Here is a 23,141-nt window from a genome sequence, read left to right on the forward strand (position 1 = left end):
TTTCTTATTCGTCATTTGCTTTTGGTTCAAAGGCTACTCGTAAAACATCTCCCAAAACATTAAAGCTCATTACCGTAAGCAGAATAAACAAGCCAGGAAAAAGAGCTAGATGGGGCGCTTCTCCTATATATCCTTGTGCGTTGTTTAGCATACTACCCCACGATGAGTTGGGCTGTTGAATACCAAGCCCGAGAAAACTAAGGGCCGACTCCATTAAGATCGCAGACGCAATATTGATAGTCGCAGTCACAATAATAGTAGAAGAGATGCTTGGAATGATGTGATAGAAAATAATTTTAAATGAGCTTTGCCCAGACACCTTGGCGTACAATACATATTCACGTTCCTTTACCGACAGTGTTTCAGCCCGTACAAGTCTAGCTACATTCATCCATGTTAAAAGTCCAATGATAATAATGACAGTCTGAATACTAGGCTTTACATACACACTAAGGATGAGCATTAATAGAAAGGATGGGATCGACATCAATATTTCTACAGCTCGCATAATGATGCTATCAACCATTCCTCCAAAATATCCACTAATCGCCCCAATTGTTGTTCCAAGTCCAGTAGCAATGATCATGGCGGCAAATCCCACCATCAAAGAAACTCGCCCACCATGAAGGGCCCTAGAAAAATAATCTCTTCCAAAATCATCTGTTCCGAAAAAGTGTGCTTGACTCAATGGTTGTAGTCTATCCTGAATGACAATTTGATTAGGGTCATACGGGGCAAGAACAGCAAATAAGGAACCAAGTGCAAAAACAATCAAAATAATCACTGAAATGAAGCCAAGCCTATTAGAAAACAACTCTACTTTTACGTTATTCCATCTTCTTCTATTCATCTTGCTACCTCCATGCCCTGATTCGAGGATCCACTACGCTGTAAAGTATATCTGCCAGCAAATTTCCGATGATAAGCAAGACAGATGTAAACATGGTAATCGCCATAATGATCGGATAATCAAATCCAAAGGCAGCCTTAATACTAAGTGAGCCTATTCCTGGCCAAGAAAATACCGTTTCTGTAATAATCGCGCCAGCAATCAAATCAGGTAGAGACATCCCTAGAAGGGTAATAATCGGTAAAAGTACATTTTTCAACACATGGTTAAAAAGAATCTGCCATCGTGTAGAGCCATAGGCATATTGAATTTGTACGTAATCTTCCCTCAATTGGCCAATTGTGTTGGAACGAATATATCTCATATAAACAGATAATTGGCCAAAACTAAGGACCAAACAGGGAAGTATACCGTGCTTGATAACATCCCAGGTGGAAGTAACCCCAATCGTTCTTATTCCCATGCTGGGGAGAAGATGCAGTTTAATGGCAAAAAAGTAGATTAAAAGCATAGCAAACCAAAAAGCTGGAATCGAAATTCCCACATACGAGAACATGTTTAAAATATTATCAATCCACTTATTTCTATTTGCTCCCGCTATCAATCCTAATGGGATAGCCAACATAACGGAGAGAAGTATAGAAGCTCCCATTAATCCAGCCGTTGCCGGTAACCGTTCCATTACCTGTGTAAGCACAGGTCGGTGATTGATGAGTGAATAACCGAAATCACCCATAAACACATTCTTTAACCAGATAAAATACTGAATATATCCAGGACGATCCAATCCCAAGCTATGCCGAATCCGTTCTATATCCTCTAGACTCATTTTTGGAGTAATGAAAGCTTGCAGAGGATCACCAGGAGCCAGCTTTATCAAAGCAAAGCAAACAATTGAAATAAAAAATAACATCGGAATAGATTGAAGAATTCGTTTTGCTATGAATGAAAACATGAACTTCCTCCTAAAACAGCTTCTTGGAATGAAAATAAGCTGATCCTCATCAGCTTATTTTCACCCTTGTTCCTAATATAAGAACTATCTTCTTGTTATTGCTCGTAAATTTTGGACAAATCCTCAAACATGGTAACTGGCTTCGTAACAGCTTCTTGTAAACCACCAAATCTTTTATCAATCGCTATAATGGATTTAGGATAAGCGATTGGATAGATAGGTACATCGTCTGCTACTGTTTGTTGAATTTTTTTGTACATGTCAGCGCGTTTTGAAGTATCAATCTCTACCGCAGCTTTGGACCATAGCTCGTCAAACTCTTTGTTATTGTAATGGGAATAGTTGAAAGCTTCTGTACTGACAAATAGAGATTTGTAAGCATCCGGTTCATACCCCATAATGTAGCCACCAAATGATAAATCGTAATCTTTATTTTTCATGTCCTGAGATTTGTTTGAAAATGCTGCTGGATCTAACGGCTGTAGCTCAATTTCAATTCCTACATCTTTCAATTTCTGCTGTAGATAGAGTGCCTGACTGGTCTGTGGCTTGTTATTATTCACATATGCCAGTCTGAGCTTCAAATTATTTACTCCTGCTTTTTTCAGCAAATCTTTAGCTTTTTCCACGTTATAATCGTACGTGGTTACCTCTTTTGTTTGGTAAAGAGCATCAGGAGTAAGTAGAGAATGAGCAGGTTCAGCATAATCAAGAGACGAGTAAGCTGCATGAATTAATTCATTTTTATCAATAGCATAGGCAATCGCTTGGCGAACCTCTTTTTTCTTCAGTACGTCGATATTTAGATTAAACGCCATGTAAACCAATCGGCCTTCGTTATATTTAATTAAGGTAAACATCTGCATATCATTCATCTTGTTATAGTCTTGTGGATCGATAAGCTTCATTTGAATTTCGCCATTTTGCATAGCCAAATTAGCTGCGTTGTTATCTTTAGTAATACGATAGGTAACAGTGTCCAAATAGGATTTTCCTGCAAAATAGTTATCAAAGCGTTCTAAGGTTACATACTCTCCCGGTTTGTATTCCTTAAATTTGAACGGACCGGAACCTACTGGACTGAAGTTTTTATCGCTTTTTTCAATATCCTCTACATTTTCAAAGATATGTTTAGGGATTGGTGATACCTGAACCAAAGCCCCTTCAAAGGCTGCACTAACTTGCGGAAGTACAAAGTCTACGGTAGTATCATCTACTTTTTTCACTTGGATCGGCTTGCCATCTAATACAAACAAGCTTCGTTGTGGACTGTGTTGCTTTTCATCTAAGATGCTAGTAAGAGTAAATACGACGTCGTTAGCAGTCAACTTTTTCCCGTCATGCCAAGTTAGGTTATCTCTGAGTTTTAGTGTATAGGTTAAAAAGTCCTTGGATTGCGTTGAGCTCTCTGCTAATACAAATGTTTTCTTTCCATCATTAATTGTAAATAAGGGCGCAAACAAGGATTGATTAATGGTTAAAGTCACACGGTCCCCAGCATAGTTCGGGTTAAGAGCACTTGGATCATCTCCAACTGCTATTACCAAGCTTCCTCCACTTTTAGGCTTACCACTCTCTGCTACAGATTGGCTTTGATCTCCCTCTTGCTGAGGTGCTGTACTTTCGCTAGCGCAACCGCTAAGAAATAACAGTATACTCATCAAAATAGAAATAATTCCAAAACGCTTAGTCATGTCCACTCCTCCGATTTTTTATCCTCACTTCGGGAATAACATCAAGTTGTTTTCTAGTATAGCACCTTCGCCAAAAAAGGCAAGTAATCCGATCGGAATTAAAATATCACATAAAACAAAAGCAGTCATTGCAGAGTAATTTCCTGTAATGACTGCTTTTAAATCCCCTTATTTGCATGGGAACGATAAGGTTATCGTGGTTCCTTTTCCTAGCACCGTTTCTACCCCGACTGTCCCCTGATGACCCTCCGCAATAGCCTTTGCGATACTCATTCCCAGACCTGAGCCCTCTGCCTTTTCTTCTGTATGAGTGCCACGATAATACCGTTCAAATAATTTCTCTTTCGTCTCCTCATCCATACCCAATCCTTCGTCTTTTACGATTAAAATAGCCCTGTCTCCTTCACTCTTCGTAATAACGGTAACAGTCGTTCCTGAAGGTGTATGCTTTACTGCATTGATTATCAGATTATCTAGCATACGCTTAAACCACTTAGGATTGGCCATGATGTAAAGTTCATTTGGAGCACTTTCGTAGGTAAATGAGGTTTGTTCTATGGTTACATCATTAATATGTTGCAAGATGATCCTTCTTACAAACTCATTTAGCGCCACTTGTTTCATCGAAAATGATACTGCATTGTTCTTTAACTGGAAGGAGAGTGAAAAATCCTCCACCAATATACGCATATAATCCGCCTTTTCTCGAATCATATTACCCACTTGCTGTAATTCCGTTTCTGTCCAATTAAATTGTTTGCTTTCAAGAATATGTCCATATCCCTGAATCGTTGTTAGTGGTGTACGCAAGTCATGAGTAATACCCGTCATCCACTCTTCTCGGGTCTGCTCCAAACGTTGTTTCTCCCGCTCCGATGCAGTTAGCTTTTCTGCCATTTGGTAAAAGGCTTCAATGACTTCCTGATAAAGTCGATATCGCATGCGTAGCCTTCCATTTTTACGGTAAGCATTTTTCCTATCTTTCTCCGTCAATACCTCATCATAGCGTCCCTGTCCCATTCGTTCCAGCCACCCGATAAATATGAGCAACGGTTGACCGTATCGATAACCGTGCCAAATGGAAAAAAGGATTGCCACAACAAAAATTCCCCCACCTAATTTTACAAGAGTATAAATAATCTCATGTAAAAATGGTTGCTTCTGATACTCACCGTCTTTTTTAGAAATGTGTAGAACCCACGTATTCAAAAATTGTGGGTCATAGTAAACATCCATTTTCGTCGGATACGAGCCTGGCTCCATTTGCATCTTGACTAAATCAATAGGAAGGTATGTCTTTGTTTCTGATTTTTTACCAATCGTCTGAATGACGTTTCCTTGCTGATCGATAATGTGTAGATATCCGTCTATGTCATCCACTTCTTTTTCTACTTGTGCGATATAAGAGGGAGCGACCTTCCCTTGGTGAGCATAGCTAGCAAACCATTTTGCCACCAGTTCTTTGTTTGGTTCGATATAGCCTAGTAAGAACAAAAATGGTGGATCAAATGTGTTATTGATTTTAGAGTACACGGTATAGGAATGCCATTGTTGCGTTTGATGAATTCTCCACAACTCATCTATCCGATAGCTTTTAGGCAAAGTTTCCGGCGTATCAATCGAATGAATAACTCGACCATCCTCACAAACAATCTGTAGCCACATTCTTTTTTCTTTCATTTGCTTTATCAAAAAATCGTTTAGCTGCACCTTATCTTTTTCAAAGATGGTATCTGTCACAACCGTGTCTAACATACCTATCGGAAAATTTCGTTTGATTTCGCTATGACTTATATCCTGTATGAGTACAAATAATCCTACTGTCATAAGGAGCAGAGTCCCCAATGCAAGTAAAAAAAATTGATATGTAAAATGTACGGCCAGCCTTCGTTTTAACTTACTCACGTTTGTTCTCCTTGACGAGTTTGTAGCCAAGACCGCGAACGGTTACAAGGTAGCGCGGATCACTGGGATTCACTTCGATTTTCTCTCGAATTCTGCGAATATGAACCATAACGGTATTATCATCAGCTAGGCCATCTAATCCCCATACGGCTTCATACAATTGACCCTTAGAGAATATCCGATTGGGATGTTTGCACAAATATAGGAGCAACAGAAAAACTTGAGCAGGACACGAGACACTCCTTCCTTCCACCACTAGCTCTCCTGCTGTTTCATTTACACTAAACCGACCAAAATCGTAGCTATATGTCGCAATCTTTGGCTCTGAAGCATCCAGAGATAAGCTACCTCGTCTCAGGCGTGCCTTAATTCTCGCAGCTATTTCCAATGGATTAAAGGGTTTAGTTACATAGTCATCTCCACCTGTGGCAAAACCCGTCAAAATGTCCAAATCAGAGGTCCTTGCCGTAACAAACAAGATATGGGCGTGGGATATCTGTCTGATTTTGGGGCATAAGTCAAATCCACTTTGATCAGGTAGCATGACATCAAGTACAATAACGTCTGGTTTCTGGTCCTGAACCATTTGTAGGGCTTCTTGTGCCGATGAGGCATGAAATATTTGGCTAAACCCCTCGTTCCTCAATACTTTCTCCAGCATCATGACGATCGATCTTTCATCATCAACAAGCAATATCTTGGCGTTTTCCACAATTATCCACCTCGTTGCTATCCTACCACAGTAACCTTAACTACACCTTAACGCTACCTGAGGATATTTTACCCTTGCATAAGGTTCTGTTTATTCTTTCATAAAGTAAAAGCCTTATATTAGTACCTGAGGTGATTGTAAAAATGAAGATGGGCAAACAAAGAGTAGCCGCTGTAGACGGAATCCGCGGATTAAGTTTATTTGGCATCCTAATGGCAAACATGTTGATTTTTCAATACGGGTTGTGGGGAAAGGATCAATTGCATCTGTTCTCTCCTTCCGTGATGGATACCTTTACCCACTCCTTTCTGAAACTTATGGTTGAAGGGAGCTTCATACCGATCTTTACGTTTTTGTTTGGATTTAGCATGGTGAAATTGAAAGAAAGCTTAGAGAGGCAGAATTGCAAATACAGAAGACATTTGTTACGCAGATTTCTTTTCCTTATGGTTGTTGGGTGGCTTCACTCTACATTTCTATGGGAAGGCGATATTCTATTTTTCTATGGAATAATCGGTGTAGCACTGATCATGTTTGTCAATCGTACGAAAAAAACATTACTCATCTGGGGAAGTATCCTACTTCTGCTACCGTCTCTACTAGGATTTAGTAGTGTTGAAAATCTAACGAAGGACCCTACAAAGCTAGAACAGTATGTCAAACAAACCCAGATCGTTAACTCTTCTGGTACGTACAGCGAGATTAAGGAGCACCGCAGTACGCCCCATGATTTGGGTATATCTGATTTGGAATTTTTTGCAATTCTCCTGATAGCTCCAATCATAACTACACCTATGTTCTTATTTGGCATGTATGCTGCAAAAGCAACCTGGTTTGTCGATCCTCTTGGTAAGCGTTCTTACTATCTAAAGAGAGCCTTACTATTCCTACCCTTGGGTCTGCTACTAAAAAGCTTACCTATCTTACTTACAGCCAATTGGTCAGGAATTGGCGACTTCCTTGGAGCTAGCGTTCTGTCACTGGGCTATATTTTTTCCTTTGCCTTCTTTTACTCTAAGTTGACTCATACCCGTTGGCTTACCTGCTTCGAGTGTGTCGGCAAGCTCTCCATGACCAACTATTTGATGCAAACAGTGATTTGTACCACAATTTTTTATGGTTATGGTTTAGGCTTATTCGGTACATTTGGCGTACTTGCTGGTATATTTCTGTCTCTGATCATCTTTTCACTACAAGTGGCAGCCAGCTTCTTGTATTTGAAGCATTTTTCCTATGGCCCAATTGAAAAGCTATTGCGTATTTGGACGTACTTCTCGTGGTCTGGAAAGCCAGCGTCCCAAAGAGTAAACACGATTTCTATAGAAAAAACAGGTTGATCTCTTGATAAACACACCCATTATTCCCATGTACATTGGATAGAGAACGACTCGTAGAGAGGTTGTTACTGGCGAAAGAGGTATTTCGAGGTATTTTGCTCTACTTACATGCTTGCTCACGATTTATGCGAGTTTCTTTTGATGAAATGCCTATAACAAGGGAAAGTAGGTACACATAAGCATTCTACTTTTAATTTGGTAGTGGATTAGCGAAGTTACCCGTTGGCCCACTACCTTCACCTTCTATATTCCAGATTCTTCTGCTGACTCCAAGTTACCTCTCCTAAAAGTCAATTCACAAATGGACTCCTAGGTCTTCTTCTTTTACATCTACTTATCCTATGGCATTAGATAACTGTTTTTGATTCTGAATAAAATCAATAGAAATTCGGTTAAATTCTTCTGGCTGATCAACATTGACGACGTGACCAGAGTTTGAAACAATGACCACTTTTGAATATTTCCTCTTTTCAACACATGCTTGAACAGAAGGTAAAAACATATAATCTTCGTCTCCCATAATGTACAGAGTAGGGATTCGAGACTCCTTAGCTAACAATGCTCGTAAAAAACTATTAATACCTTTGGTCAATTTAAACCATCTCTTGAATTCCTTCTGGCATAATTTTCTTGCTTCTCTTATAAAAAGGGAACGAGATTCCTTATGTCTTTTACTCGGCATAATAATCCATGCCAATAAACTATATAGCCACATATAAGGAATGAAGTGCTTGACCATGTTGCCAAGTGTGACAAGAACCTGAGAACGAAAATTTATCTTGGTAACTGCACCTCCCAATACCATTGAACGTATTTTGGAAGGATACTTTTCAGCAATTGACTGAATAACAATAGTCCCCAGAGATATGCCGATAAAATGTGTGGAATGGATTTGTAAATGGTTAAGAACTTCAATGATATCTTTACTTACTTCTGCAAATGTATAGTCCTTAAACCGCTTCCGTTTGGAGTTTTTCGATTTCCCATGCCCACGAAGATCCACCAGTAAAACATTAAAACGTTCTTTGTATGATTTAAGCTGTTTAAACCATATGGATGAACTTCCTCCTGCCCCATGCACAAAGGTCACCCATTCATAATCTTCTCCGCGAAAATACGTTTTGTAATGAATCAATTGTCTACCCCCTATAGGCATTATATAAGAGGAGTAGCAATCTCGGAAAGCTTTTATAGTCACACACCTATTTTGTTAGGCATTTGTATCAAATGATAGATGCCCTAAATAACGTATTACAAAATAATTCATTTATCTTAATGAAAGATGGTGTTAATAATACCGGTAACACAAAGAAGGTCCTCCAGTCGTCTAGACGTCTTTGCTCGCGGAGGAGATCAGGCTCTTTGGCATATTTGGCAGGTTGCTCCTAGTGATGGTTGGAGTAATTGGGCCTCTTTAGGTGGTTGGATTGACCAGATAGCCGTAGAGTCCAGATTTAGTCGATGAGATACCTCGTAACAGATTTATCAGCTCCTTATATGTAGGGATAAAAGAAAGAAAAAATGGAGATTGAACGTAGACTATCTGTTCAATCTCCATTTTTTTGTGTTTAGTAAGAAAAAGGATTGTGTAGCCTGCCTATAGCCTTCTTTCTGAGTTCCACAAAGGTATTTCCCCCGTTTCCAGAACATTGCCAGAATCTCAGAATAAACGTAAGCTACTCACCCTTGATAATCTCTTGTACTCTACCTACCATTCCGTTCGTTAATCTTACTTTGATCCCGTGCGGATGCGTACTAGAATTTGTCAGAATATCTTTCACAATTCCTCGTGTACGCTTTCCTGTCCTCTGATCTTGCTTTAAAACAATCTCTACTTCAAGCCCAGCTACGATCTCACTTCGCTTTTTCCCATCCATGTCCTCACCGCCTATACCTTCTATTTTGTATTTCCCTAGGTGTTTAATCAAGTTTGCTCTTCCTTCAAATAATGGCGATGATGAGACGTAATCCTACCATTTATGTCTCCGTATTCTCTGTTTTCTATACTTCCTGCCATATCCTGTTCCTGCTATCGTGGGAAGAAATTTTTTCTTACAATTATGCTATTATATGATTCTTATCTACCTGTTTACCAACGCAGCACTCCGTCCATTTCCTTCCAAATTATAAATCGTTCACATTCACGTAGTGTGCCGGTTCCGATACCGTATTCATCCATCGCCTCAGCCTGTAAATCTAGAAGGTGAAGCATTCCCCCATAGGTACCGACTGCCAGTAAACTCTCGTCCTCGGACACCGCTATACCAGAAATCGTACTGCCGACAAAATGGCGCCATAACTCCTGACCTTCCTGATTGATAAATCGAACGTAGCCGTAGGCATGACCAAACACAGTGCCCCCTGTTAGTGCCACAGCTGCATATACCCTAGACTCCTCATCCATGATCGGCCAATCTTCTATTGCTTTCGCCTGACCATTCTCTACCTCTTTCAATGGAACACGAAACGTCATTCCATTATAGAAGTGACATGAATTAAACCAAACGCTCTGATTATCTTTAGAAAATAAGCAGTAATGAGGATAGCTAGACTCTGGATAGAATGTATGGGTCTCTCCAGTTCTCCGGTCTATTAGCACATGGTCACTGGATTGGCTCCCAAAGGCAATCCAACGTTCATCATGGGAAACCGAAGCGTGGGGCATATCGATGTCAGTATCCTCTGCCCCATATTCTAAGCACTCCGCAACACTAGGATGAAGAAGAGATACCTGGTCTTTTTCTACCAAGTAAATTCCGTACCCACTAGCCAGTAACAAGCTTTTCCCGTCTGTAAATGGAATTACTGCCTCCAGTATCGCCTCAGGATACTCACAATCAGCAACCGGTCTTCAAATCAGGAATTGTTGATTTAATCTGTGTCAATATATCTTCCCAACGAAACACTGCTAATTCTTCTCCCTGTAAATGTCGATCTGGATGACGGATGAGACGGATAGCCTGCTGACCAACCAAAGCATACACAGAGCCATCCATAGAGCAGCCAACATGGCTTAGCTCTGGAAACTGCTGTATCCCCTCTTCACTCGCTATGAAAACACTGCTCTTGTCCCATGTTGCTCCTGCGGTGAAGACGACCGTTTTTCTGTCCAGAAATGAAATAGACCGTACAGCCTGCATCGCTTTTTCAAAATTCGTAGCTAACGGCCATGTGGCAGGTGGAAGCTCTTTACGGAGCTGTTGCCATTCCCCCTTCTTATTAGCAGTCTTTATCATTTCAAATACTTCTTCCGCCAATTGAGTCCTCTGGTCATCTGAGAGATACTCGGGCTCCTGTTTTCCTTCCATCTCTTTCATTTCACGGATAAAACGGTTTACATCTGAAGCATACCGTTGTCCCTCTTCACGCCATGCCGCTGCTACTTCTTTATTTAACCAGTCCATTCTTATCTCCTCCTAGATGCATTAGGTTAAACAAGCTGAATTCAATTGTTATCCATTATGATTAAACAATGATGTTCAAGGAGAGAACCAGAAACATCATCTAACATAGAAATTCTTCCTGTTCCATCCGTCGTTTTATTAAAGAATTGTTTTATAAATTCGCTCTCCTGTCACAGAACAATTTTCAATAACGAACCCTTGTCACCATAATCCTTGATCACCCCACTGATCTTATATCCAGGGTAATGAAGCTTTATCTTATTCCATAAAAGCATCCTGTTCATGATAATAGCGGAGTGCTTTGGCTATCAGCAAAATATCTGGCTCCTCCCCCCGCCTTCTTACTACGTCAATTACATCTTGAACAGTAGCAATCTCCAGCCAGGACTGCACCTCCCGATCCGCTATAGACGCAGGGATAGCCTCATCACGGTGGTTTTTCATTGTTTGTCCCGCTTCCTCCAAATCCCAGCATTCTTCTTCCGGAATTATGTAATAGTCGTTATGTAGTGGGTCACGCCGAAAAGCATTTACATTCGTATAAATCCACTCATTCCATTCCAATTTCTCAATCCTTCTAATTAATTCTTCAAGATGTTTAAAACATTCCATGTAAAAACCCCCTTTCTATTAAATAGCTACACCAATCTTCGTTCTGTAGAGCTTGTACCTTCAAATCCTTTTCAGAAGTATCATCCTTGCTATTCTTCAAATTTCCTCTGTAATTTTTGGAGGATTTTTACGATAGATTCTCTATTTTTCGCCTCTTTCATATAGACAGGAAGGGAATGGGAGGCAGTTCGCATGGGACCGTTCACTGGTTTTTCACGCAAGTATGCTGACGTGTATGATATGAGATAGTTCAAATGGTCTCGGTTTACAGCCCATACCGGTTTCCCACGAAAATAATCCAAATAGTACAGCTCCAAATGAAAAACTGGATCTTTTCCATCTCTAATATCCTGGTACCGCCATTGATAATCTGCCACTCTGTGCATAGGAACTTGATTCATTGTGTGGCAATGAGGACACGCTATATTCAATTGTTTTTGAGTTATTTTCTTTTCATCCTTTACTTCCAGATTAAAGTACCTTTCACAATGCTGGCAGAACCCTCTAGCCGAGTATTTATAGGCTTCCGATTGTGTTTCTGTATGGTAACACGCTCCACATTTTAGAACATATCCATTAGCTTCTTTAGAAATATAGGCATTTTTTGTACATTTCGGACAGTGCACGACTACCTTGCAACCATAATGAGTTACCATATTAAAGCAATATTTATGACCATATTCGTCTGTAAATCGTTCCAATATAGACCCTCCTAATTATTCAGAAGTAATATCGTCTATGCCTCACTACTACGCTCTCCATGGCATTGACTTATTATGTTTATCGTCAAAATGGCAAACATCTCTTGATTGGACCAAATAAACTGAGTCTAGCACCCTTATGAATAAGATTCTCTAATGCCTGACTCAATTCCACGAACTCCATCACTTCTGCCGTATTGCTTATGTAATGCTTGATTATTCGCTCTTTATTAACTCTACCCAGCATTTCTTTGTAGATACAGTGCCATCTGGATCAATTTGGTATTTCTAATTCTTTTTGGTCATATTTGGTCCTAAAACCAAGTCACACATCAATTTCAAATGCATCTAATCCCTTTTTTAATTGATGAAATAAAGGTAATCTTTTTAAAAAATCATATAATAGGTAAAGTAATAGATATCGCTAAAACCTATAGAAACTGGATGTTCAATTCATAAAACAATTTCAGAAAAAAGGTGATCTTGTTGGAAGTAATGGTTTATACGCTAAATGCCTTCGCAACTGACCAAAATGGGGGGAATCCAGCGGGCGTTGTATTAGAGGCTGATTTATTGAAACACAAGGACATGCAAACTATTGCTCATATAGTTGGATTCTCTGAAACAGCGTTTATTCAGACATCCTCCATCGCAGATTTTAAGATTCAATTTTTTACCCCTAATGCCGAGGTTGATTTATGTGGTCATGCCACAATTGCAACGTTTTATCTAATGGTATGTCAACAAAAAATTAGTCACGGCACATATACATTAGAATGTAAAGCCGGCTTGTTACAGGTAACCGTGGAAAAAGATCATCATATTTTTCTTTCGCAAGCCCTCCCAACCTTTTATGATCAACCAGATAGAGAAGATATCATCAAATCTCTACATATCTCAGCAGAAGACTTAGACCAACGACTACCGCTTGAGATTGTTTCAACAGGATTGAAGGATATACTTGTACCAATTAGAAGCTTAGAGGTTCTCAATAAAATTACCCCTGATTTTGATCAAATCACACTATTAAGTAAAAAATATCAGGTTATTGGCTTTCATTTATTCACATTGGAAACCAAAAACGGAATGATTGCTACTTGTAGGAATTTTGCTCCTTTGTATGATATACCGGAGGAAAGTGCGACAGGGACATCATGTGGGGCCCTAACATGCTATTTGTACAAGCATAAAATCATTTCTGACCATACCATTCACCGCTTAGCTTTTGCTCAGGGTCACAGTATGAATCAACCTTCTACTATTATTTCAAGACTTTCTGTTAAACAGGGGCGTATCACCCAAATTGAAGTTGGAGGTACTGCATCAAATATTCAAAAACGGTCCGTTACCTTATAAATTTTATGTGGGAAGCGAATGTATTTCTAACTGGTCAGCCATTGACCAGAAAGCTGTGACTCATCAGGCACTGGTGAGCGGATTTGCATCCCCCACTGCTGTAAATCACAAATGATCGAAGTTTTTCATCTTCCAGAGAATAGTGGAACGGAAAACTCTATGGGACATTGAAATTGCTTCTCGTTGATTTGATGGTGCTTTTTTTGATAAGGAGGGGGGGATTCCCTTGAAAGTACTGAAAAAATCCCCCCCTTTCTATTTTAATTAAAGAAACAACCTTTCTTCATTAAGTAGTAACACTCACTACATTCTCTACAGGTATCCACTAGAAATTCTGATCGTTCTTTAACTTGATCTGTTTATTTGTTGAATCAAACTTCTCTATCCATCCCAAGCAGATTAAATTACACCTCTATCCCCTCTATTACTTTCCACCAATTGATTGTAAGAGCGTAGTCCTCTGGCAGTAAAGCCGAGCATAAAATGATGACATGATATAAAAGATCTATTGTAAAATGATAATTTAATGGAAAATTGTAGTAAAAATTCAAAAAGCAGTCTATCATTAGCTATAACTTAGATTTTTTCTCTAATCAGTAACTTGATTACAACTAATTTATAAGGAACCAGGAGGACTTTTATGCTAAAGAAAATAACGAGTTTAATGATGGTTTTTGCGTTCATTTGTAGCATGTTTGGCATTCAAAATATTCAGTCGGCAAGGGCTGAATCAAGTAATTTGGTTTATGATGAAAAAAATCCGATACTAGATAATGAAGGTAATGAAATCGGAGAAGAGATCGAAAAAGTTTATAAGGAAGTAACGAAAGATTCAGGAGAAGTTTTAGTAAGATTGATTACAGTAACAGAAAATAAATACTATAATGATGAAAGCGAAGATACTACTGACCGAAAAGTTACCGAGATTAAGATAACAAATGATAAAAAGTATTTTATTAACGGTGAACAATTGTCTCAGGACTTTTTAAATCAACCAGTTACAGCAAGTAAAGGTAAATATTCCTTTGCAAAAGCCTATAAAGGTGATAGCGGCGGTCGTGCAGGAGTAATCACTTATGATGAAATTAATCGCAACTATTATTATCTTAAGGCTTTTCCTAAAGTTAATGATTTTTTAGAAGAACCTAGTGGTAAAGGATTAGTAAAATATAGCAATAGTAATGACTACGTATCAAAATTCATTAAATATGCAGACAAAGTTGAAAGTAAACATGAAGCTATAATAGATGCACAAGTGGCAATTACAGGAGCTATAGGAGCTGCTTTAGTAACTTGGGAAACTGTCATTGCTTTAATTCCTGAAGCAGGGGTAGCAGGCTGGAATGCAATTAAGCTCTACAATGCTTCTGTTGCAGAGAAAGAAGCTCTTGAAGATGCGTATGACCTACTAAAAAATAAAATTACACCCTATTAGGTGAAGCTATGGTAGATATTATTATTTGCTTACTCATACTTATCTCAAATATATATGCCCTGATTAAGACATGGGATAATAAGAAAGTAAGAATAACATTATTTGTATTGTTGGCTATAACCATTAGAATGGTTTATCAAGCGATTAATGCCTATCTTAGCCAATAAAAACTTCAGACTGGATTGCCTGATTAGAGAAAATCTTAAGGGTTTTGTTATCTCCCCCTTACAATAGAACGTGCTAAACTTATTTAAATTTTATTACACCTACTATTTTAAGGGGGATTTCTTTATTTTTAATATTATGGCTACCTAGTTATTTTGACGTTCCTGACCACTCGCAACCCGTAACTCATCTGCCAACTGTCCAATGTTTAGAGAAGAACTGGCAGTACCTCGTTAGGAATACACTAAAGCAGTTTATACAATCGATGTTTCAAAAGATTGTTCTTTATAAAAATGAAAAATGGGAGATCCAACAGCTATGACTGTCTAATCTCCCATTTTTCATTTTTATGAAGGCAGGGGGATTCGAACCCCCGTCCGAAAACAGCGATACATGAGCATCTCCGAGCTCAGTCACTCATTTGAATTTCGGTAGTGGATTCGCGGAGTGACGCGCTGACCTGCTACCTAGTCTGATTGACTTTCTTCCATCGGCTCCAGACGGAAACCTCAGGCGTATCCCCCTAAGAGTAAGTGCTAGTCACGCCATATAGCCGATGGAGTGGTAGCACCTGCTTGCCAGAAGAAGTTACTACACCCCATGTACGCTAACTCCCAAAGGATATTTTAAATAGCTTATCTAGCCTATAACGTCCTCAATAAACCTCTCTAACGGAGTAACATCCGTAATCCTTTTATTACATTCATGACTATTGATACATATATAGTGACCAACCGCTTTGTAATAATCAGAAGATGCATTAACAGGTCTTGATTTCGATATCGCTGAAAATAAAGCAACCTCACCATGTCCATGGCATAATGCACATATGTTTTTCTTATTTACAATTGTATATTTACCTTCGATTCCGACTATTTTCCCCTTCAAATGATAGACGATGAACAATTTATTACTAGAAATATTGATCCACCCAAGATAGGTTACCTTGTGGTAGTCAATTGTTACTAAATCAGGAACCTTAAGCTTTTTATTTTTGGGGAATAGTTTCTTTATCTGTTTTTCGGTCACTTGTGGAAATTCAACTAAGTAGGGTAATAATGAACAAAGATACTTTTGGAAATCTTCAGCTTCCCTTAATGAAGAAATTGTCTCCAGCAACTGTTTTTGGATATCCGTAGCATTAGGAAACTCTTCTATTACTTTTGATTCTGAACCATACCTCACTGCCTCCATTACTTTGAGATCGGCAACAGTTAAGGTAGCGTTTTGCAGTATATCTGTTTGCTTCTTAATAAAGTTATATTGATGATTCCTAATAAATGGTTCAACCATATATTTCCCTCCAAATATTCAACCTAATCTTTTGGGAGGATTATTGTTCCTTTCGTTGCCCCCCTTCTTACTATAAAAAATTAGCTTATTCTATGCTATGTGGTATTTGACTCAGAAACGAACTCGCCATATAAAAAGCACCTATAATCTATTCCTAAGATTATAAGTGCTACCCTCTTGTGCCTATTTACTTGAATAAACAATTTTTTTAATCGTCTCTATAGAAAGAAAGTAGTCCTCGGCCAATTGATGAATCGTTTTTCCATTTTTAAATGCATGTTTAATGGCAATATTTCTATCATCAATTAACTTTCTTCCGCCAGAATGTGATCCCCATTTTTGGTAGGTCTTTTTTGGTTTTGGAATATATATGGTTTCACCTTGAATATATTTTTGAATTTCTACAAGTAGCTTTTCGGGTAAAATAGCTGTTGCTTTTACATATTTCATCTCTGCCTGCCCCCTATTCACTTTAAAAATGAAAATAAGGTGCAAAGCCAAAATATTAGAAATGATCTATGCTCATTTGGGCGATTTCATTATAGATAAATGTCCACCCCATGCAAAGTATCGCCTCCAATACTTGGCTTTGCATGAGATGCTGCGGTTTCTGGCAATTTACGCTTTTTTACCACTGCTTATCACCTCCTGGGATTTTCATAACGCATTTTTCATTTGTTGTACAATTCAATAATATATGATGTAGTTTGACAGGGGAAGTGAGCAGTTATTTGATTGGTTGTGGTCTATATCGGATACTCAGTTTAAACAAAATCTTCATTTAAGAATAAATTATAATGATTATATGGAGTTTCTAATGTAAATCTATCATTAAATTTATTCCGTAATTTGGAAATATAATCATACAGCCAATCTTCATGTTTATCTCTATTTTTGTATTCATTTATACTAGTCTCGTCAAAAATTTTATCTTTTTCTCCGTTGCTCGTCTTGTATTTTATCAAGTATTGTAAATCATTTGGAATATCTCCCAATAAATAGCTTATGCCTTCTGCTGTTATATCTATTTCACTCAAAGTCTGATTATAATTAACCTGCTCAACTAATTTTCCATTTAGAATTTTCTTATTGTCTTTGACCTGTTCAATAAAATCTCTCGTGTTAAAAATCATAATTGTTTCCAAATGGTCATAGTAAGGATTGCTTGCTTTTGTCTCTCTCCACATGCTCTGTTTTTCATACGGATAAATCCTTCCTGTTTTACTATAGAAGTAGTAATGATGATCAGCATAGAAAGCTTTTAAGCTATCAAGTCGAAGCAAACTATCATCATGACCTATATCTGAGCTTACTTTATAAATACATGATTCAATAGAGTCAATTAAGAAAATATCACTGTAGTAAGGTTTCCCATACTCAACTCCTGAATTTGAGATAAAAAAAATGGCGTATTGATCATCTAGGGAATATATTTCAGATAAATGGGCTTCAGTGTCATTAAGACTATTTGTTTCCATCCAATTATTGAGATATTCGTCAGCTGGTATCACTGCAATTTTATTTATACCTTTTTCATTGGCCTCTATCCTATAAAATGCGATTACATTTTTGTCATCTTTCTTATCAAGCTCAGCTCCATATATTACATTCCCTGTAGGCGAGATTGACATTTTAGCTATTTGTTGAGGGATTGAATATACTGTTTCTTTTTTCCCTTCTTCAAGATTAATGTTACAGATTGCTAGTTTTCCTTTCTCTCGGGAATGACTGCAAGCTATGAATGACGGACTTACTATAGGCTTAATTGGGATAATTAGAGGTATTTCGTCCCACTCTTCTTTTTTCATTATATATTCGCCTCCAATATATAAAATACGAGTGTGATTATATTAATAATATTATCACACCTTTATTATCTAAATTTTAAATTAACTACTAAATAGAATGAATGACCACGACTTTCTCTATTATCATCTAGTACTGTTTCATGAAAATGATACAAGTAATCTGGATAACTTCCATCTTTATTCCCTGCTGGAAAAGGGGCAAAGGCTGGTAAGAAAACGTACAATCTTTTAAAAGAGCACGGTGATGATATAGCTAGTTTTGCTAATAAGGTCCTTAACGGCCGAAAGAAAATTGGTAAATATTATGTTAACTCAAGAATAGATGAAGATTCTTTCCTTATACGTGAAACAGAAAAAGCAATGAAAGATAAAAAACTTCAAGCTGAGGCTAACAACTTGCTCAATGAGTATCTAAAAGGAAATAGTAATCCTGGATCAGGGAATAACTATCTTTTTAATGGGGTTTTTGAGCTTCGCTCAAAGAATGGAGCGCGAGTATATCTAAGAACTGAAGGAGATACTGTTGAAATACTAGCAAAATCTGATAAAAAAAATCAATCTAAAGTAATTGAGCGTTTAGAAGAAATATACGGAAAAAAAAGAAAATAACATAATTACAAGGAGAAAAGTATGAAAAATTTAGAAAGAGAAATTTGGATTAATGTAGAGCAATCTGAGAATAAAAATTACAATATTTACGATAATAACGTTGATGTTATGGTAACCTTATCAGATCGTTCAAAATGGGTCGCAACATTCTTCACCTATGAAAATATAACAACACTCCAACAAAAAAATGAAAAAACCGGTGAAAATATGAAAGGCGCCTATCTGTGGGCAAGTGACATGGTTTTGGTTGATAACGTAAGCAGAAAAAGAATAGAGGAAATAGTAGACCATTTATTAAAAGAGGATGAATTTAAATATATATTTGTCCATTGTGAAGATGATCAATAAAAGACCGTCAGTCACCTCGTTATACTTAGAGGTTGTTTAAATAGCAAAATATCTCTCTTACCGATTTATTGGACTGACTCAGATTATTGAGACAGCGAAAAGCACCTAGGATACCTGTTTCCCATACTCTATGTTCCCAAAAATTGTTCTTCATAAAAATGAAAAATGGGAGATTCAACAGCTTTTAACTGTCTAATCTCCCATTTTCGATACTTTTATGGAGGCGGGGGGATTCGAACCCCCGTCCGAAAACAGCGATACATGAGCATCTCCGAGCGCAGTCACTCATTTGAATTTCGGTAGTGGATTCGCGGAGTGACGCGCTGACCCGCTACCTAGTCTGATTGATCTTCTTCCATCGGCTCCAGACGGAAGCCTCAGGCGTATCCCACTAAGTTTGAGTGCTAGTCACGCCACATGGGCGATGGAGTGGTAGCACCTAGCTGAGATTAGGCAGCTAGAGAAAGTTGTTTGTTGCCAGTTAATGGCTTTCCGCGTTGTTGACGAGGTCCGCAGCCCCCCGGCTCGCTTCTCATGCTCTACCATCCCCGTCGAATCCAAAACGCCCCCAGGATAGAAAGAGCAAAGAAAACTTATTAGGTTTTCCTTACTACAAAACATCTTTTAAGATGAATAAGCTGTATTCCTTGATCAACGATGTTTCGAATCGTTCATCGTTGTACACCTATACTACCACATCTTACGTAAAAATCTCAATGTGGGTTACTGGCAGAGTTGGAAGAACTGCTACCAAGAACCGTTCTTTTCCTCTAAAACTTCTGACGATCTCTCAGCGCACGCGCTACTTCGCGTTGGGCATCCTTCTTCTTCAGATCCTCACGCTTGTCATAATTCTTTTTACCACGAACAACAGCAAGCTCAATCTTTGCCCAGCCATTTTTCAAATAAATGCTAAGCGGAACAATGGAATATCCCTGCTCACGAATCAAGCTGTGTAACTTCAAAATTTCCAGACGTCTCATCAGTAAGCGACGATTACGTTCTGGTTCATGATTAAATCGATTGCCTTGTTCGTAAGGGCTAATATGCACGTTATACAGCATAAGCTCCCCGTTAACAATACGAGCAAAACTATCTTTTAGCTGCACTCGCCCGCCTCGAATCGACTTGATTTCCGTACCGGTTAACTCGATACCTGCTTCCATCACTTCTTCAATGTGGTAATCATGTCTGGCTTTTTTGTTTTGGGCTACAGTTTTTGTTCCTTTTTTAGAAACGGTCACGGAAATCACCTCATCTGAGCAAGAGTAGTACATCTAAGTTTAGCAAAAATAAGACAAGAAGGCAACGCTTTGACCGCCATTGCCTTCTTGTTACTCTTCTTTTATTACAGATTTATTTCCGCTTACGTTTAGCTGGTTTCACCACAGAGCCCCGCTTTTTCTTCTGCTTGGAGCTTACAAAATCCTCCCAAAACCCTTTTTGTTTGGATTCCGTAGTTTCCTTGCCTTCAGTGGTTTCTTGCCCTGGAAGTGCTATGAAGCGTCCTGCTCCTGCATTACCGGAGGAACGACGCTGAGCATCTCTTCCACGTGCACTTTGGCCACCTTGCGTTTGATCGCTACCTTGAGCGCCTTGAGTGCCTTGTCCACGTTGATTACCACCTTGTGTACGTTGACCTCCTTGTCCACCTTGATTGCGCTCCTGCTTACGTTTTCGTTTCACAGCAGCTGGACCTGCATCTTTAAAAGGTTTTGAACGACGCTGTTGTCGGTTGCCACCACGATCACGATCTCGACCATTGCCGTTAATTACTTTTGCTTCACGTGATCTGTTAAATCGAAGTTCACTTGGCTTTTTCATGCCAACTATTTCAAAGTCAATGGTGCGTTCGTCCACGTTAACCGTAGTCACTCGTACTAGAACCTCGTCACCGATCCGATACTGCTTACCCGTACGTTCTCCAATAAGAGCATACATTTTTTCGTGGTAGTTATAATAGTCGTCGGTTAGATAGCTGACATGTACCAATCCTTCAATCGTGTTTGGAAGCTCTACAAAGATACCAAAGGAAGTTACACTAGAAATCACGCCTTCAAACTCTTCACCAATATGTTGTAGCATGTATTCCGCTTTTTTCAGATCATCTGTTTCACGTTCAGCATCTACTGCTACACGTTCTCGTTGAGAGGTGTGTTCTGCAATGATCGGCATTTCCGCTGTCCAGTATGCCTCTTCTTTTGCATCCAGCTTCTCTTTTTCCAACCACAAACGAATCATCCGATGCACAATTAAGTCTGGATAACGGCGAATTGGAGAAGTGAAATGTGTGTAGTATTCCGTAGATAAGCCAAAGTGTCCAAAGCTCTCTGCGTCGTAACGTGCCTGTTTCATGGAACGAAGCAATACCGTACTAATGATTACCTCTTCAGGTGTTCCTTTGATCTCTTCTAACAATTGTTGTAGCGCTTTTGGATGAACAGACGTTCCCTTACCTCGCACGCTGTATCCAAAGCTCGTGATAAACTCCATGAAGTTTTGTAGTTTTTCTTCCTTTGGATCTTCGTGAATCCGGTAAATAAAAGGACGCTTCAATTTATGGAAATGCTCTGCTACCGTTTCATTGGCAGCCAGCATGAACTCTTCAATCATCTGCTCAGCTATGGAGCGTGTACGGAAGCCAATGTCAGTTGGTGTGCCTTCAGCATCTACATAAATCTTTGCCTCACGGAAATCAAAATCGATAGCTCCACGCTGCATCCGTTTTTTACGTAATTTGAGGCAAAGCTCTTCCATGCTTTCAAACATTGGTACTAATTCATGATATTTCTCACGTAGCTCCTGATCCTGATCAACTAAAATACTGCGAACATCAGCGTAAGTCATCCGCTCGTTGGTACGAATGACACTTAAATAGATGTCATGTGAAACAATGTTAGCCCCTGCATCGAATTCCATATCACAGGTAATCGTTAGTCGATCCACTTGCGGATTTAAACTACAAATTCCATTCGATAATCGATGCGGTAACATCGGAATGACTCGGTCCACAAGATACACACTTGTACCACGACGGTATGCTTCCTGATCTAAGGTAGACTTTCCTTTTACATAATAGCTAACATCCGCAATATGAACGCCTAGACGTACATTACCGTTCTCTAATCGCTCCAGAGAAACAGCATCATCCAAATCCTTAGCATCCGCTCCATCAATGGTGACCATCATCCGCTCACGCAAATCACGTCTATCTTTTATTTCTTCATCAGAAATACGATCGGGAGCTGCTTCCGCTTCTGCTAGTACATCATCGGGGAAGCCCTCCGGTAAGTTAAACTTTCGGATAATCGAAAGGATATCTACTCCAGGGTCGTTCTTATGCCCCAGAATCTCCGTTATCTCACCTTCAGGGTTTCCTCTACCCTCTGCGTACTTGAGAATCTTTACAACCACCTTGTGGCCGTCTACAGCTCCATTTACGGCTTGTTGTGGAATAAAGATGTCTTTCCCAATGCGCTTATCATCTGGAAGCACAAAGCCATAGTGCTCCTGATCCTGATACGTCCCTACAATCGTCTTCGTGCTACGTTCCACAACACGAACGATTTTACCCTCCAAACGACTGCCAAATGCCTCTTTTTCCACTCGAACCAAAACCGTGTCTCCGTGCATAGCGCCTTGCATATCGTTGGAATGCACATACACATCTTCTTCACCTTGAGTCTCAGGAATCACGAAACCAAAGCCTTTTGGATGGTTTTGTAGTCTACCGCGAACCAAATTCATTTTTTCTGGAATACCATAGCGGTTTGCACGTGTACGTACGACTACTCCATTATCCTCAAGCTGATTCAAGGTTTTCACTAATTGCTTAAAATCATCTGAGCCTTGTAAGCTAAACGCTTCTTCTAGCTCGTGTATCGTCATGGGATGATACGCCTGTTCCCTCATAAAGGAAAGGATATCTATATCTTTCATGTAAAAGCTCCTTTTTTC

General features: G+C 39.0%; 19 protein-coding genes, 2 other RNA genes and 3 pseudogenes. 6 read left to right on the forward strand and 18 right to left on the reverse strand.

From position 1 onward, the window contains the following. Positions 1-4 precede the first annotated feature (4 nt). From EEL30_03330 to EEL30_03350, 5 genes are all read right to left on the reverse strand, one after another. Positions 5-850 (reverse strand): ABC transporter permease, encoded by an 846-nt coding sequence (locus EEL30_03330; GenBank protein ID QDX91492.1) that lies wholly within the window; start codon positions 848-850, stop codon positions 5-7. Positions 851-854: 4 nt separating this feature from the next. Beyond that, positions 855-1,805, reverse strand: coding sequence for an ABC transporter permease (locus EEL30_03335; protein QDX91493.1), 951 nt, complete (start codon positions 1,803-1,805; stop codon positions 855-857). Between the two features lie 95 nt (positions 1,806-1,900). Then, positions 1,901-3,499 carry an ABC transporter substrate-binding protein gene (locus EEL30_03340; GenBank protein QDX91494.1) on the reverse strand — a complete coding sequence of 533 codons (1,599 nt, stop codon included), beginning with the start codon at positions 3,497-3,499 and terminating at the stop codon, positions 1,901-1,903. A gap of 168 nt (positions 3,500-3,667) precedes the next feature. Next, entirely contained in the window at positions 3,668-5,404 is a 1,737-nt protein-coding gene (locus EEL30_03345; protein ID QDX91495.1) for a sensor histidine kinase, read from the reverse strand. Next, entirely contained in the window at positions 5,397-6,116 is a 720-nt protein-coding gene (locus EEL30_03350; GenBank protein ID QDX91496.1) for a DNA-binding response regulator, read from the reverse strand. Before EEL30_03350 ends, EEL30_03345 begins: the two co-directional genes overlap by 8 nt. 143 nt (positions 6,117-6,259) lie before the next feature. Here EEL30_03350 and EEL30_03355 point away from each other — a divergent pair, with 143 nt between their 5' ends. Next, on the forward strand, positions 6,260-7,453 hold the full coding sequence (locus EEL30_03355) for a DUF418 domain-containing protein (GenBank protein ID QDX91497.1): 1,194 nt from the start codon (positions 6,260-6,262) through the stop codon (positions 7,451-7,453). A 334-nt stretch (positions 7,454-7,787) separates the two neighbouring features. Here the strand turns inward: EEL30_03355 and EEL30_03360 are convergent, their stop codons facing one another. Beyond that, the gene (locus tag EEL30_03360) at positions 7,788-8,609 is read right to left on the reverse strand and encodes an alpha/beta hydrolase (GenBank protein ID QDX95657.1); all 822 of its coding nucleotides are present in this window, start codon (positions 8,607-8,609) and stop codon (positions 7,788-7,790) included. A gap of 129 nt (positions 8,610-8,738) precedes the next feature. Between EEL30_03360 and EEL30_03365 the strand changes: the two genes are divergently transcribed. After that, positions 8,739-8,918 (forward strand): hypothetical protein, encoded by a 180-nt coding sequence (locus EEL30_03365; GenBank protein QDX91498.1) that lies wholly within the window; start codon positions 8,739-8,741, stop codon positions 8,916-8,918. Between the two features lie 211 nt (positions 8,919-9,129). On the opposite strand, the gene EEL30_03370 is transcribed toward EEL30_03365, so the two are convergent. From EEL30_03370 to EEL30_03385, 4 genes and pseudogenes are all read right to left on the reverse strand, one after another. Next, the gene (locus tag EEL30_03370) at positions 9,130-9,330 is read right to left on the reverse strand and encodes a YwbE family protein (protein QDX95658.1); all 201 of its coding nucleotides are present in this window, start codon (positions 9,328-9,330) and stop codon (positions 9,130-9,132) included. A 212-nt stretch (positions 9,331-9,542) separates the two neighbouring features. After that, a pseudogene (locus EEL30_03375) lies at positions 9,543-10,857 on the reverse strand (hypothetical protein). Between the two features lie 258 nt (positions 10,858-11,115). Then, entirely contained in the window at positions 11,116-11,469 is a 354-nt protein-coding gene (locus EEL30_03380; GenBank protein QDX91499.1) for a hypothetical protein, read from the reverse strand. Between the two features lie 89 nt (positions 11,470-11,558). Further along, positions 11,559-12,170 (reverse strand): hypothetical protein, encoded by a 612-nt coding sequence (locus EEL30_03385; GenBank protein ID QDX91500.1) that lies wholly within the window; start codon positions 12,168-12,170, stop codon positions 11,559-11,561. Between the two features lie 486 nt (positions 12,171-12,656). On the opposite strand from EEL30_03385, the gene EEL30_03390 reads away from it, so the two are divergent. After that, the gene (locus EEL30_03390; GenBank protein ID QDX91501.1) at positions 12,657-13,526 is read left to right on the forward strand and encodes a PhzF family phenazine biosynthesis protein; all 870 of its coding nucleotides are present in this window, start codon (positions 12,657-12,659) and stop codon (positions 13,524-13,526) included. A 325-nt stretch (positions 13,527-13,851) separates the two neighbouring features. On the opposite strand, the pseudogene EEL30_03395 reads toward EEL30_03390, so the two are convergent. Beyond that, positions 13,852-13,984: pseudogene (locus EEL30_03395) on the reverse strand (YolD-like family protein). A 182-nt stretch (positions 13,985-14,166) separates the two neighbouring features. Here EEL30_03395 and EEL30_03400 point away from each other — a divergent pair. Continuing rightward, positions 14,167-14,961, forward strand: coding sequence for a hypothetical protein (locus EEL30_03400; protein QDX91502.1), 795 nt, complete (start codon positions 14,167-14,169; stop codon positions 14,959-14,961). A gap of 522 nt (positions 14,962-15,483) precedes the next feature. Here the strand turns inward: EEL30_03400 and ssrA (EEL30_03405) are convergent. The 4 genes and pseudogenes from ssrA (EEL30_03405) to EEL30_03420 all read right to left on the reverse strand — a co-directional run bounded on the left by ssrA (EEL30_03405) (position 15,484) and on the right by EEL30_03420 (position 18,227). Then, positions 15,484-16,009: a transfer-messenger RNA gene (gene ssrA, locus EEL30_03405) on the reverse strand. Between the two features lie 149 nt (positions 16,010-16,158). After that, positions 16,159-16,419, reverse strand: a pseudogene (locus tag EEL30_03410) (elongation factor G-binding protein). Between the two features lie 183 nt (positions 16,420-16,602). After that, the gene (locus tag EEL30_03415) at positions 16,603-16,869 is read right to left on the reverse strand and encodes a hypothetical protein (protein QDX91503.1); all 267 of its coding nucleotides are present in this window, start codon (positions 16,867-16,869) and stop codon (positions 16,603-16,605) included. A gap of 314 nt (positions 16,870-17,183) precedes the next feature. Continuing rightward, positions 17,184-18,227 (reverse strand): hypothetical protein, encoded by a 1,044-nt coding sequence (locus EEL30_03420; protein QDX91504.1) that lies wholly within the window; start codon positions 18,225-18,227, stop codon positions 17,184-17,186. Between the two features lie 360 nt (positions 18,228-18,587). Here EEL30_03420 and EEL30_03425 point away from each other — a divergent pair, with 360 nt between their 5' ends. Further along, positions 18,588-18,836, forward strand: coding sequence for a hypothetical protein (locus EEL30_03425; protein ID QDX91505.1), 249 nt, complete (start codon positions 18,588-18,590; stop codon positions 18,834-18,836). Positions 18,837-18,857: 21 nt separating this feature from the next. Beyond that, the gene (locus tag EEL30_03430; protein ID QDX91506.1) at positions 18,858-19,184 is read left to right on the forward strand and encodes a hypothetical protein; all 327 of its coding nucleotides are present in this window, start codon (positions 18,858-18,860) and stop codon (positions 19,182-19,184) included. Between the two features lie 215 nt (positions 19,185-19,399). Here EEL30_03430 and ssrA (EEL30_03435) read toward each other — a convergent pair. From ssrA (EEL30_03435) to rnr, 3 genes are all read right to left on the reverse strand, one after another. Beyond that, positions 19,400-19,754, reverse strand: a transfer-messenger RNA (tmRNA) gene (gene ssrA / locus EEL30_03435). A 200-nt stretch (positions 19,755-19,954) separates the two neighbouring features. After that, positions 19,955-20,428, reverse strand: coding sequence for an SsrA-binding protein SmpB (smpB, locus tag EEL30_03440; GenBank protein ID QDX91507.1), 474 nt, complete (start codon positions 20,426-20,428; stop codon positions 19,955-19,957). Between the two features lie 112 nt (positions 20,429-20,540). Then, complete coding sequence (gene rnr / locus EEL30_03445) at positions 20,541-23,123, reverse strand: ribonuclease R (GenBank protein QDX91508.1); 2,583 nt, start codon at positions 23,121-23,123, stop codon at positions 20,541-20,543. Positions 23,124-23,141: the final 18 nt, after the last annotated feature.

The sequence above is a fragment of the Brevibacillus laterosporus genome, assembly GCA_007833815.1.
GTDB lineage: Bacteria > Bacillota > Bacilli > Brevibacillales > Brevibacillaceae > Brevibacillus_B > Brevibacillus_B laterosporus_D.